A 13,197-nucleotide genomic window follows, 5' to 3' on the forward strand; every position below is an offset into this window, starting at 1 on the left:
GCGGCGTTAAGCTTGTTCGAAGGTTGATGCGGCATGGTTCTCCGGATCGCCGTAACGGCGCGGGACAGACGAGGGCAAGGCGTGCATATCCTTCTGGTCGAGGACGATCCGCAACTGGGCGCCGCCATCCAGCGCGCGCTGGAGCGGCTCGCCTACACTGTCACCTGGCTGCGCGACGGCCAGTCGGCGATCGCCGGCCTCGCCGACGGAAGCGCCGACCTGGTGCTGCTCGACCTGGGCCTGCCGCGCCGCGACGGGCTGGAGGTGCTGCGTGAGGCGCGCCGGCAGAAGGTCGCCACGCCGGTGATCGTGATGACCGCTCGCGACAGCGTGGAGGCGCGCGTCAGTGGGCTGGACGCAGGCGCCGACGACTACCTGGTCAAGCCGTTCCACCTCGACGAGCTGGCCGCGCGGATCCGCTCGGTCTCGCGCCGCCACCACGGCGTGGCGGCGAACCGGCTGGAGGTGGGGGCGATCAGCATGGACCTCGCCACCGCGGAGGTCAGCTATCGCGGCGAGCGCCTGGACCTCACCCGGCGCGAGTTCGCCCTGTTGCAGGCACTGATGGAACGCGCCGGCCACATCGTGCGGCGCGAGACGCTGGAGAACTCCATCTATGGTTTCGACAACGCGGTCGGGCGCGGCGCGCTGGAGGTGCTGATGCACTCGCTGCGCCGCAAACTCGGCGCCGACGCGGTGCAGACCGTGCGCGGCTTCGGCTACATGATGCCGCGGGAGCCGGCATGAAGCCGTCGAGCCTGCGCTGGCGGTTGCGCTGGCTGGTGATCGGTGCGCTGGTGGCGGTGCTGGTGCCGCTGGGCCTGTTCAGCATGCGCATCACCCTGCGCGAGATGGACGAACTGGCCGACGGCCGGCTGGCGCAGGCCGCGCACGTGCTGCAGCTGATGGTGCGTGGCGCCGGCATCGATGCGCTGGCCGGCGCCGCCCAGGCACCCGGCCAGCCGCCGGCGACGCTGCCGCAGTCGCGCCATACGTTCGAGTCCGAGGTCGCCTTCCAGGTGGTCGATCACGACGGCCGGGTGCGTTTGGCCACCGCCAACTTCGCCACCCTGCCGGTGCACGCGACGACCGCCGACGGTTTCGCCGACATCGAGTGGCTGGGCTATCGCTGGCGCACCTACCGCACCTGCGACGTGCCGGCCGGGGCGTGCATCGTGGCCGGCGAACGCTACGACAGCCGTCACGACATCCTGCGCGCGCTGTGGCTCGACCACGCCCTGTTGCTGGTGGTCGGCCTGCCGTTGATCGCCCTGCTGGTGGGCTGGGCGGTGCGTCGTGGCCTGCGACCGCTGGACCGGCTGGCCGACAACCTGGCCGCGCGCGCGCCGGGCAGCCGCGAGCCGGTGGCGCTGGAGGCCGCCCCCACCGAACTGCGCCCGGTGGTGCAGGCGCTCAACACCCAGCTCGCGCGGCTGGAGGATGCGCTGGAGCGCGAGCGCCGCTTCAGCGCCGACGTGGCGCACGAGCTGCGCACCCCGCTGACCACCAGCCTGATCAGCGTGGAGGGGGCGATCGGCAACGCCGACCCGGCCGACGCGGATGCCGCGCTCGGCCAGGCGCAGCAGGCGTTGAACGGGCTGGCGCGACGGGTCGAGCAGTTGCTGGTGCTGGCCCGGCTGGAAGCCGGCGTGGTCGACCGCCCGCGCGAGACGGTCGACCTGGTGCCGCTGGCCGGCGAGGTGATCGAAGAGCTTGCGCCGATGATCGGCGAGCGCCACGTCGACGTGACGCTGGAAGTGCCCGACGTGCCGGTGAGCGTCAGCGGCTATTCCGCGGGTCTGCTGGCGCTGATCCGCAACCTGGTCGACAACGCCCTGCGGCACGTCTCCGAGGGCGGCCACGTGCTGCTCGCGCTGGCGCAGGCCGGCACCGCCGTGCGGATCGAGGTGACCGACGACGGCCCGGGCATTCCGCCGGAGCGGCGCGCAGAGGTGTTCGCGCGCTTCCACCGCGAACCGGGCGGACACAACGAGGGTTACGGCGTGGGCCTGTCCATCGTGCAGCGGGTGGCCGAGCTGCATGGCGCGACCATCGAGCTGCTGGATGCCCCCTGGGGGCGCGGCCTGTCCGTGCGCGTGAGTCTGCCTCGCGCCGCCAGCTGAGCACGCCGCGTCACAAAAATGCAGCCGGACCGCGCGAGCATGCAGCGCCGCGTGGCTGCGATGCGTTGCTGCGCGGCTTCGGCTTCGGCTTCGGCTTCGGCTTCGGAAGGAATGCATGCGGCCTGTCACGAATAATGCAACGCATTGAAATAAAAAAGAAATATAAGAAATTTCGCTCAAGTTCCCGGTGTCGCCCGCCGCTAAGCGCACGTCCTCGACTGCCGGCCATCCCATGCTTCCGCGCCTGTCTCTTCCCTCGCTATCCTCGTTCGGCGCCCGCCTGATCGCCCGTCTCGCCGGCACCGTCGCGCTGTTGCTGCTGGTGCTGGCGATCTCGGCCGGGCTGCTCGGCCGGTCGGACGCCCGGCTGCAGGGCGTGGTGTCCGAAACGCTGGCGCCGGTGTCGGCGCTGGGGCGCATCCAGAACGACGCCAACGAGGTGCTGCAGACGCTCACCCATGCGGCGCTCACCGAGCTGCCCTCGTCGGTGGACGATGCCAGGACGCAGATCAAGGCGCGTCGCATGGACATCGCCAGGTACCGCAAGCGGCTCGAGGACAGCGGCTTCGGTATCCGCCAGCACAAGGCGTTGGCGCTGGTCGACGCGCACAGTGCGGCGTTCGACCAGGCGGTGGACGAGACCATGCAGTTGCTCGAGGCCGAGCAGTTCGACCTGGGCCGGCTGAAGGTGTCCAACGACGTGCAGGATGCCTATGGACCGCTGAAGAGCGACTTCTCCAACCTGTTCGCCGCGGCGCTGGACGATGGCCAGGCCGCCGCCACGCAGCACCGGATCAACCGCATCGGACTGTACGTGCTGATCATCGTGGCGCTGGCGGCGCTGGGGCTCACGCTGTGGATGGACCTGCGCATCCTGCGCCAGCTCACCGGTCGGCTGGCGGCGGCCACGCAGGTGGCCGCGCGGATCACCGAGGGTGCGCTGGGCGTGCCGGTCGAGCCCGGGCACGACGACGAAATCGGCCGCCTGCTGCATGGCCTCAAGGGCATGGACCGGCAGCTCGCGCAAGTGGTCCGCCGGGTGCGCCGGCGCGCTGCCGAGCTCGACCAGGGTGCGTTGAGCATGGCCGGCGGCAACGACGCACTGAGCCAGCGCACCGAACTGCAGGCGATGCGGCTGGAGCAGACCTCCGGCGCGATGTCGCGCGTCGCCGCCACGCTTGCGGGACATCGCGAACACGGTATCCAGGCCGATCGCGCGGTGGTCGAGGCACGGACCCAGGCCGGGCTTGGCCGCACCGCCGTCGGCGAGGCGATCGGATCGATGGGGGCCATCGAGACCACCAGCCGCGGTGTCGGCGAGATGCTCGACCTGATCGACCAGGTCGCTTTCCAGACACGGCTGCTCGCGCTCAACGCGGCGGTCGAGGCGGCGCGTGCCGGCGAGCACGGCAGGGGCTTCGGCGTGGTTGCCAGCGAAGTGCGCGAGCTGGCCCAGCGCTGCTCCCAGGCCGCGCGCGACATCCGTGGCCTGGTCACCGACAGTGAGGAGGCGGTGCGTGTCGGTCTGGAGCGGGTGAACCGCACCGGCGAGGTGATCGACAGCATCGGCCACAGCGTCGAGCGCTTGGCCGAAACGGTAACGGTGATCCTCGCCGCCGGTCGCAGCCAGGCCGAGGAGATCGCCGCGGCCAGCCAGGCGGTGGCCGCAATGGATGCGATGACCCAGGAGAACGCCGCGCTCGGCGAGCAGGTCGCCGCGGCCAGCCGCGCGATGCTGGAGGCGGTGACCGCCCTGGTTCGCGACGTGGATTTCTTCCACCTGCCGGACAACGATGCAGCGGTGTCGGGAGCGCGACATGCAGCAGTCCCTGTCGACCAGATGGCGGCTTGAGGTCGGTGATGCGATGAACCCCGCATCCGGCCATGACCGCGGTGGTTCGCTGCTGGACCAGGCCACTGGCGGCGCCGGTCTGCGCGCGGTGTTCCAGCCGATCGTGCGGCTGGACACGCTGGCGGTGGTCGCCCACGAGGGATTGAGTCGCCCGGCCGAATCCGCCAGCGGCCTCAGCGTGCTGGACATGCTCGACCTGGCGCGCGCCAAGGGGCGGCTGGGCGAGTTCGAGCTGCTGGCCGCGCGTACCGTGTGCGGCGCGTTCGCCGCGCAGGGCGGACATGGCCGGCTGCTGGTGAACCTCAGCGCGCAGGCGATCCTGCATGGCGGCCTGCGACCGGACGAGGTGATCGCCGTGCTGGCGGGGGCCGGCGTAGGGCTGGATCGCATCACGGTGGAAATCACCGAACGCGACATCGTCGAGGACCCGGCCGAGCTGGCTCACGCGCTGGGCTACCTGCGCGCCCGCGGCGCGCGCATCGCGCTGGACGATTTCGGCAACGGCCACTCCAACTTCGAGATGTGGAACGAGCTGCATCCGGAGGCGGTGAAGATCGATCGCTACCTGGTCAACGGGCTGGCGCGCAGCGCGGAGAAACTCGCCATCGTGCGCGCGCTGTGCAGCGTCGCCGAGACCCTCGGTGCCGAGCTGGTCGGCGAGGGCGTGGAGCAGGCCGAGGACCTGCGCATGCTGCGCGAGCTGGGCATCACCTATGCGCAGGGTTATCTGCTCGGCTTGCCGTTGCCGCACCTGGTGGGCGAGGTGCGCGACGAGGCGCGCGAGGCGATCCGCAGCCAGTCGGTGCCGGTGCCGCCGCGCCCGCGCGGACCGGTGACGCAGCGACCGCTGCAGGCCGGGCACATGGTGATCGCCGCGCCCCACCTCGACGCGTGCCAGCTCAATGACGACGTGGCGGCGCTGTTCGCCCGGCACGAATCGCTGCACGCGGTGGCGGTGACCGAGCACGATCGCCCGGTCGGCCTGATCAACCGCCGCGTATTCGCCGAGCGCATGGCGCAGCCGTTCGCGCGCGAGCTGTTCGGGCGCAAGCCGTGCGCCGTGTTCATGCACGCCGAGCCGCTGCTGTGCGACGAGCAGCAGTCGCTGGACAGCCTCACCGACGTGCTGCGCGGCGAGGACCAGCGCTACCTCACCGACGGCTTCATCGTCACCCGTGATGGGCGCTACCTCGGCCTGGGCACCGGCGAGTCGCTGGTGCGCCGGGTCACCGAGCAGCGCATCGAGGCGGCGCGCTACGCCAATCCACTGACCTTCCTGCCCGGGAACATCCCGGTCACCGAGCACATCGAGCGGCTGATGCGAGAGCAGCGGCCGTTCGTGGCCGCCTATGTCGATCTCAACGACTTCAAGCCGTTCAACGACCAGTACGGCTACTTCCGCGGCGACGAGATGATCCGGCTGCTGGCGGCGATCCTCACCGCGCGCATCGACGCCCGCCACGACTTCGTCGGCCACATCGGCGGCGACGATTTCATGGTGCTGTTCCAGAGCGGGGACTGGGAGGCGCGCTGCACGGACATCATCGCCGAGTTCAACCAGCGCGCCCGCTCGCTGTTCGATGACGAAGACCTCGCCCGGGGCGGTATCGAGGGCGAGGATCGCCGCGGCGCGCGTCAGTTCTTCGCGCTCACCACGGTATCGATCGGCGCGGTGCAGGTGCCGGCGCAGGCGCCCCGCCGCCCGGAGCTGATCGCCACCCTGGCCGCCCGCGCCAAGCGTCACGCCAAGCGCGGCCGGCTCGGCTTCCACCGGCTCGCCGCGGTACCCGGCGAACTGCTCGATCCGGCCGCCTGAGCCGGCTGCCTGACGGTCGGGCCGGCCGTCGCTTGCATACTGTGTAACTCTATGTATGATGCGTCACACGCTACGAGGTGTCGCATGGTCAAGCCGCAGGACAATCCGCTGCCCAAGCTGGAACTCGAACTTCGGCGGGGTGCCCTGGTGCTGGCGGTGCTCTCGCAGCTGCGGGAGGTGCAGTACGGCTATTCGCTGCGCCAGGCGCTGGCCGTTCGCGGCATGCCGATCGAGGAAGGGACGCTGTATCCGCTGCTGCGGCGGCTGGAGGGGCAGGGCCTGCTCGCCTCCGAGTGGCGCATCGAGGATGGCCCGCCGCGCCGCTATTACCGGCTCAACGACGCCGGCGAGCGCCTGCTCGCCGAACTGACGGCTTCATGGAACGCCCTGGCGGGAACCATGGCCGGACTGCTGGAGGGAGGGACGACATGAATCCGAACGAGGTGATCGACGCCTACCTGGCCGACGTGATGCGCCGGGTTCCCGGCGGCGCGCGTGATGGCATTGACCTGGAACTGCGTGGCCTGCTGGCCGACATGCTCGACGATCGCGCCCGCGAGGCGGGCCGGCCGGCCGACGACGCCATGGTGCTGGAGCTGCTGCGCGGCTTCGGTACGCCGGCGGAAGTCGCCGCACGCTATCACGCACCGAGCCTGGTCATTGTGCCGGCCGAAGGGACGCGCACGTTCGCCTGGATGGCGCTGGTCGGTGTCGGCCTGCAGTGGGCGCTCACGCTGCCCGGCGTGTTCCGTGGCGAGTCGTTCGCCCGCTGGTGGCTGAGCTGGGGGCTGGGTGCCCTGTGGTGGCCGGGCCTTATGGTGATGCTCTCGCTGCTGGCGGCGTGGCTGCGCCAGCGCGGCCTGCCGAAGCCGGCGTGGAGTCCGCACCAGGTGGATCCCGAACGCGTCCATCGCGGGGCGATGGCGTTCGGGCTGGCCGGCTTCGCGGTCGGCGTGGCCGGCATGACCAGCCTGCCGTGGCTGGTGGGTGCCATGCCGCCGCCGCTGCCGGGTGTGCTCGCGTTCGATCCGGCCTTCCTGCACGGACGGGCCTGGCTGGTGCTGCCGCTGTGGATCGGGAGTTTTGCGGTGATGGCACGAGCGCTGTCGCAGGGCCGCTGGTCGGTGCGCCTGCGTCGGCTGGATCTCGCCTTCGGCGCGGCCTGGTTGTTGCTGCTCGGCTGGTGGGCCGCCACCGGCGGCATGTTCCTGGCCGAGGCGACCGACCAGGGCGCACGCGGCGGCATCGCGCTGGTGATGCTGTTCGTGGCGATCGACCTGGTGGTCAAGCTGCGTCGACGCCAGCGTGCCCCGCGGCTGTCGTCGACACTGGGACGCCGGACACCGTGATGCGATGGGCGCAGCGCCTGCGCCCGCTTCGGGGTCCGATCGCGATGGCGGCACCGGCGGCTGCGTTGCTGTCGGCACCCTACGCCGGTTTCATGGCCTACGTGGTCGTGCTGGGGCTGCTGATCTGGCTTCCCGTCGCCGCTTTGCGGTTCATCCGGAGGCCGGAAACGCGAGCGCACCTGGCCGCTGTGTTCGGGGTGTGGGTGGCCGCGTTGCTGGAGGTGGCGGCTGTCCAGGGTTGGCGGCATGCGATGGCGCGTAGCCATGCGGACGCCATCGTCGCGGAGATCGAGCACTTCCACGCCGTCCATCATCGATACCCCGACGATCTCACCGAAATCCGCCTGTCGCGCGACGGTCTGGCCGCCAGGCTGGACCTCGCCGGCTACGTGCAGCAGGGGCAGGTGCCGCACTTCTTCTACGCGGTGACGTACATGCCGTTCGCCGTGTGGTCGTTCGATTTCAGGACCCGCGCCTGGGAGCTGCAGGACTAGCCCGGTTCACGGCCCGTGCATGGCTGGGGGCGTTCCTGGCTCGGCACGCCTCGCCGTGACCCGGGGGCGGGCGGGGCCCTCATCCGCGGTGATCGGCGGCGAAACCGGCGCGTGCCTCGCGTATCGCCGCGGCCAGGGCGGCGCGCAGTACCGGATCGTTGCGCACCGATGCGATCCGCCGTGCCAGCCGGCACATCAGCTGCACGTCCTGCAGGTGGCCGAGACGGTCGGTCTGCTGCTTCAGCGGGTGGTGTCCGGGCGTGTGTGCCGGCACGGCATCGGGCCCGGCGGGCAGCGCTGCGTCGAACGCTTCCAACTGCAGGCGCAGCCGACGCAGGCGCCGTCGCCAGCGGTGTCGCATCGGCGACGTGGGCAAGCGGCGGGCCTTGCGCTCCGCACGCTCGACACGCTTGCGGCTGCGCCGGAGTGCGCGCCTGGCGGCACGCTCCCCCAGAGCGTGCCAGGGCAGGGCGGCGACCTCGGCGCGGATCGCTGCCGCGGCCTCGCGCCGGTCGCGGAATCCGGGGTCCTGGTGCAACGCGTCTGCCAGAGCTTCGTCGCGCCGGAGGACCAGTGCCGCTTCGAGCGCCGATCGAGCGTCCGGTGTCACCGCGCCGCGCAGCGTGCTGGCCGTGACGGCGGCTACATGCGCGTCGCGCAGCGGCGACAGGCTCCGGCACAGCCGCTTCAGCCGCGCATCGATCCGGCGCAGGCGCTCGCGATCGGGCCGGTCGAGTGCAGGCTTCAGCAGGCCAAGCTGGGCGCGCAGCGTGCGGATCGCCTTGCGCGCCCGATGGATGCCGTGATGGCGGTGGCGCGTGTCGGCCAGGGCACGCACGATCCGGCGACACTCGCGGTCGGCGGCGGCCGCGAGCAGCGGGCCCGGCGCCTCGAGCCGGATGTCGACGACGCCCCCTTGCCTGCGAACGCTGCGGTGCTTGTCTCGCTGCATGGGATTCGACGCGTGGGCATCCGCCAGGACCGCCAGTGTGCACCCCGGGCCGTCCCCCGCCAACGCGTCGGGCATGCGACATGCCGCCGCGCCACCGCAGGCCGGTTTCCAGGGGAGTGGGCGGGATCAGGCAGGCGGGTCGAGCGCCCCGCTGCGCGCCAGGTCGAGCCGGTCGGCCGCGGCCGGACGGCCGAGCAGATACCCCTGCACCGCGTCGCAGCCATGGTCACGCAGCCAGCGCGCTTCCTCGATCCGCTCCACGCCCTCGGCGACGGTGCCGATGCCCAGCGAGGCGGCCATCTGCAGCATCGAACTGACGATCGCCTGGCTGTCGGTCAGCCGGTCCACGTTGCGTACGAACGAAGCGTCGATCTTCACCTTGCCGATCGGCAGGCGCTTGAAGTGCGAGAGGCTGGAGTAGCCGCGACCGAAATCGTCGATGGCGATGGTGACGCCCATGGCGGCCAGCCGGATCAGGCTCGCGCGAAGCTCCTCGTCCAGATGCAGCGCCACCGTCTCGGTGATCTCCAGTTCCACCCGGTCCATCCGCAGGCCCGATGCGATGATCGAAGCGTGCACCTGGTCGACGAAGCCGGGTTGACGCAACTGCACCGGCGACACGTTGACCGCGATCGGGCCGCGATAGGCGCCGTCACGGCTCCACGCGCCAAGCTGCACCAGCGACTCGCGCAGGGCGAGCAGGCCGAGTTCGACGATCTGGCCGCTGCGTTCGGCGACCGGGATGAACTCGCTGGCCTTGACCTCCGAGCCATCGGGCTCGTGCCAGGTGCTCAGCGCCTCGACGCCGACCACCTCACCGGTCGAGAGGCAGTACTGGGGCTGGTAGCGGAACCGTATGCGACCGGTCGCCAGGGCCTGGCGCAGCCCCTGTACCAGCGATACGTAGCGGGTTGCCGCGCGCCGCATGCTCGGATCGAAGGCGACGATCCGGTCGCGCCCGCTCTGCTTTGCGTGGGCAAGCGCGGCATCGCCCGCACTGAGCAGGGTGTCGGCATCCGTTCCGTGCTCGGGCCACCATGCAATACCGATGCTGCACGTGCCGGCGGCGCCGAAGTCGTCGGTGCAGACGGCTTCGGCGACCGCGGCGCGGATGTCGCGTGCCAGCCTGACCGGCGCGTCGTCGTCGTCCAGGCAGGTCATCACCACGATGAACTCGTCGCCCCCGAAGCGGCCCACGCTCACGTGGCGGTCCGCGAACGCGCCGATCCGCATGGCGATGTCGCGCAGGTGGCGATCGCCGGCCGGATGGCCCTGGACGTCGTTGATCAGCTTGAAATGATCGAGGTCGACGAACAGCACGGCCATCCGGTGGCCGTCCGGTGCCGTGCGGATGGACCGGCTGATCCGTTCGTGCAACACGCCGCGGGTCGGCAGGCCGGTCAGCGGATCGATGCCGGCGCGCAGGCGCTGCAGTTCCTGTTCGTGGAGCTGCGCGGTGATGTCCAGGCAGACCACCAGGTCCACGTCGCCCTCCTCGCGACCCAGGCGCGTGCTCAGCAGGCGCACGTCGGCGTCGCTGCCGTCGGCGCGCCGGTGCCGGGCCAGTTGCTCGCCAGGCGCATCCGGGAGCGCCTGGCGCGGAGCGGCATCCAGATCCGCCAGCCGACGGATGCGCCCGGCCGGCGCCTGCATGCCGTAGGTGTCGTTGGCGGCCCGGTTCGCCTCCAGGATGTGGCCATGCTGCGGATGGACCACGAAACAGGGCAAAGGCAGGTTGTCGACCAGCCGGGAGTAACTGCGCTCGAGGCGATCCAGTCGGGATCGACTCTGCAGGAAGCGGTCGACGGCGCGGCGCTGCAGCCCGTAGATGAGCACCGCCGACAGCACCACGAACAGCAGGCCCTTGGAGGCGAGATAGACGTCTGCCCACTCTCCCGGCGGCAGGGTCATGGCGATGGAGTCGGAAATCGCGACCCAGGCCAGGCCGAGCAGGAAGTAGCGTTTCGCGAGCGACCTTGGCTGCCGCTGCAGCTCGGCCAATGTCTCCATGCTGTTGCGCATTGACTCGATGCTCCCGGGATGAAAAGGGTACGTCGCAAAGTCAGCGTGGCCCCGCATCGCACGATGCGGGGCTGCCGGGGCACCGCTCAGAACTCGTTCCAGCCTCCCGCCGCCGCGACGGCGACCGGGCCGGTCGGCACCCTCGACGCGACCGGGCGAGACGGTTTCGCTGCCTCTCCGGAGGTGGCAGGTGCCGCGTCGTCGAGCCTGAAATAGGCGACCTGGCGGCGCAGGCTCATGGCCTGATCTTCCATCGCCCGGCTGGCCGAGGCTGCTTCCTCCACGAGCGCCGCGTTCTGCTGGGTGACCTCGTCCATCTGCGTCACGGCGAGGTTCACCTGCTCGATGCCGGCGGACTGCTCCGAACTGGCCGCCGCGATCTCCGAAACGATGTCGGTGACCTTCTTCACGCTGTCGACGATGGCTGCCAGCGCGCGTCCCGATTCGTCGACCAGCTCGGCGCCAAGCCGCACCCGTTCGGAGCTGTCGCCGATGAGGCCCTTGATCTCGCGGGCGGCCGCGGCGCTGCGCTGGGCCAGGTTGCGCACCTCGGAGGCGACCACCGCGAAGCCGCGGCCCTGGTCGCCGGCGCGCGCCGCCTCAACGGCGGCGTTGAGTGCGAGCAGGTTGGTCTGGAAGGCGATTTCGTCGATCAGCCCCACGATGTCGGCGATCTTCTGGCTCGAGGCGGAGATCTGCCCCATCGCCTCGACGGTACGCTGCACGATGTTGCCGCCGTGCTCGGCCTGCTCGCGTGCGCCGCGGGCCAGGTGATTGGCATGCACGGCGTTGTCGGCGTTCTGCCGCACGGTGGCGGTCATCTCCTCCATCGAGGAGGCGGTTTCCTCCAGGCTCGACGCCTGCTCCTGGGTGCGCTGGCTGAGGTCGTCGTTGCCCTGCGCGATCTGCCGCGCCGCGGTACTCACCGACTCCGAGCCCGCACGAACGTCCGCCACCACTTCGGCGAGTTTCGCGTCCATCCGTGACAGCGACAGCAGCAGCTTGCCGACTTCGTCGCCGGAGATCCGTTCCACCCGGTTGTTGAGCTTGCCGGCTGCGATGTTGTCCGCCACGCGCATCGCTTCGGCGAGCGAGCGGGAGATCGAGCGCACCAGCTGGAAGCCGATCGCACCGGCGAGCAGCAGGCCGAGTGCGATGGCGCCGATGGTGGTCTCCGATGCCCGCGCCTCGCGCGCCTCGTCGGTGGCGAAGGACGCCGAGGCGATCTTTTCCTGCAGGTTGAACAGGGCGCCGATGTCGTGGCGCAGGGCGCCGTAGTCCTTTTCGGCCGGCCCGTCCATGGTCTGGGTGGCCTGGTCGTACTGCTTGGCGGCCAGATCGGAGACCGCCGAGTTCATCGCTTGCTGGAACGCGCTGCGGTCCGCGTCCAGGTGCTGGCCGATGGCGGCTTCCTGCGGCGAGAGGCTGGCCTGGTGGAAGGTGCCGAGGAACTGTTTCAGGTCACCGGCATCGGCCTGCAGCGCCTGCTCGGCGGACGTGGCGTGGGCGGGATCGCGCGAGCCGATCGCCCGGTGTACCGAGGTCCGTTCGCTGCCCAGCAGGTCCAGCGCCTGGGCCAGCGCCATCGCGGGAACCAGCTTGTTGGCGTGCATGTCGCGCAGGGCGACGTTGCTGCCGGACAGGTCCACCATGCCCATGACGCCGACCGCGGCCAACAAGGCCGAGAGCGTGCCTAGCGTGACTATCAACCTGACTTTGATCGACCACTGCGGGAATTGCATGTCCGTTCTCCAGAAAACGTGGTGCCCGAGTGGGGCTCGGCGGACCTGTGGTGCCGGGCGGTTCGGGGCGTGTATGTCCGATAAGTCGCGATGCCGGACGACGCGCTGGGCGTTCGTCTGGCGGCCAGCGGGAAGCGATCGGCTGGCGTGCATCGTTAACGACCCCGAGCGCTCGATCTTAAACGGAAAATATTCCGTTTTGGACTATTTGCACGCGAAATTTACGGTGCCCTGAAACACAGTGGCGGCGCAATGACGCGAACCATCCATAAGGACGACTACCACCTGCTGCTGGCTTTCATGCAGCAGGTCCGCGAATCACTGGACATTACCCAGGCGGAGCTGGCCCAACGGCTGCGCACGACGCAGTCCTACGTTTCGAAGTGCGAGCGCGGCGAGCGCCGGATCGACATCATGGAATTCGTCAATTATTGCGAATCGCTGGGTGTCGACGCGGGCGTTCTGATGGACGCCTTCCTCGATCACCGCGATTACCGGCTGGTGAGCGAGGAGAGCATGGCTGCGGCGGTGGCGTCGCTCATGCGCAAGAGCAAGCGCCGCCAGCGGATGCGCGCTCCGGGCGGAGCTGGCAAGGGCCACTCCGCTTCCTGAAGGGGGACAGTCTTGCAGGCTGTTCCTCAGTCAATCGCTGGAACGGGGCAGGCTTCCTAGCGGGAAAGCCCGGATGGGCGTGTTGTCGACCTGCCGGCAAGAGGTACTCCCGCCCCGTGTTGATTTTCGTGGGTACTGTTCGTCGTTTCCCTGAAGCAGGATGAGCCGCTACGCACGGGAGACGGACATGCGCGTGATGGTGATGGGCAAGGCCACTGGGGCCACCGGGAATGGC

The 13,197-nt window shown here is 70.1% G+C and carries 11 protein-coding genes; 8 read left to right on the forward strand and 3 right to left on the reverse strand.

Annotation, left to right across the window (positions count from 1 at the left end; all coding sequences use genetic code 11):
- The first annotated feature begins 81 nt into the window (after positions 1-81).
- The 7 genes from NC595_RS07060 to NC595_RS07090 all read left to right on the forward strand — a co-directional run bounded on the left by NC595_RS07060 (position 82) and on the right by NC595_RS07090 (position 7,634).
- On the forward strand, positions 82-747 hold the full coding sequence (locus NC595_RS07060) for a response regulator (protein ID WP_253565631.1): 666 nt from the start codon (positions 82-84) through the stop codon (positions 745-747).
- Positions 744-2,123 carry an ATP-binding protein gene (locus tag NC595_RS07065; protein WP_253565632.1) on the forward strand — a complete coding sequence of 460 codons (1,380 nt, stop codon included), beginning with the start codon at positions 744-746 and terminating at the stop codon, positions 2,121-2,123. The genes NC595_RS07060 and NC595_RS07065 overlap by 4 nt, the downstream gene beginning before the upstream one ends.
- Before the next feature lie 232 nt (positions 2,124-2,355).
- On the forward strand, positions 2,356-3,975 hold the full coding sequence (locus NC595_RS07070) for a methyl-accepting chemotaxis protein (protein ID WP_253565633.1): 1,620 nt from the start codon (positions 2,356-2,358) through the stop codon (positions 3,973-3,975).
- Entirely contained in the window at positions 3,941-5,791 is a 1,851-nt protein-coding gene (locus NC595_RS07075) for a GGDEF domain-containing protein (RefSeq protein ID WP_253565634.1), read from the forward strand. Before NC595_RS07070 ends, NC595_RS07075 begins: the two co-directional genes overlap by 35 nt.
- Positions 5,792-5,875: 84 nt before the next feature.
- On the forward strand, positions 5,876-6,223 hold the full coding sequence (locus NC595_RS07080) for a PadR family transcriptional regulator (protein ID WP_017463483.1): 348 nt from the start codon (positions 5,876-5,878) through the stop codon (positions 6,221-6,223).
- The gene (locus tag NC595_RS07085) at positions 6,220-7,140 is read left to right on the forward strand and encodes a hypothetical protein (protein ID WP_253565635.1); all 921 of its coding nucleotides are present in this window, start codon (positions 6,220-6,222) and stop codon (positions 7,138-7,140) included. The genes NC595_RS07080 and NC595_RS07085 overlap by 4 nt, the downstream gene beginning before the upstream one ends.
- A complete protein-coding gene (locus tag NC595_RS07090) occupies positions 7,140-7,634 on the forward strand; it encodes a hypothetical protein (protein ID WP_253565636.1) in 495 nt (164 codons plus the stop codon). Before NC595_RS07085 ends, NC595_RS07090 begins: the two co-directional genes overlap by 1 nt.
- Before the next feature lie 79 nt (positions 7,635-7,713).
- Here NC595_RS07090 and NC595_RS07095 read toward each other — a convergent pair whose 3' ends face one another.
- The 3 genes from NC595_RS07095 to NC595_RS07105 form a co-directional block, all read right to left on the reverse strand.
- Complete coding sequence (locus NC595_RS07095; protein ID WP_253565637.1) at positions 7,714-8,661, reverse strand: CHAD domain-containing protein; 948 nt, start codon at positions 8,659-8,661, stop codon at positions 7,714-7,716.
- A gap of 51 nt (positions 8,662-8,712) precedes the next feature.
- Complete coding sequence (locus NC595_RS07100) at positions 8,713-10,608, reverse strand: putative bifunctional diguanylate cyclase/phosphodiesterase (protein ID WP_253565638.1); 1,896 nt, start codon at positions 10,606-10,608, stop codon at positions 8,713-8,715.
- An 86-nt stretch (positions 10,609-10,694) separates the two neighbouring features.
- Positions 10,695-12,350 (reverse strand): methyl-accepting chemotaxis protein, encoded by a 1,656-nt coding sequence (locus NC595_RS07105; protein WP_253565639.1) that lies wholly within the window; start codon positions 12,348-12,350, stop codon positions 10,695-10,697.
- Between the two features lie 252 nt (positions 12,351-12,602).
- On the opposite strand from NC595_RS07105, the gene NC595_RS07110 reads away from it, so the two are divergent.
- Entirely contained in the window at positions 12,603-12,962 is a 360-nt protein-coding gene (locus NC595_RS07110; RefSeq protein WP_253565640.1) for a helix-turn-helix domain-containing protein, read from the forward strand.
- Positions 12,963-13,197: the final 235 nt, after the last annotated feature.

Origin of the sequence: Dyella lutea, from assembly GCF_024158035.1 — a bacterium.
Lineage (GTDB): Bacteria > Pseudomonadota > Gammaproteobacteria > Xanthomonadales > Rhodanobacteraceae > Dyella_A > Dyella_A lutea.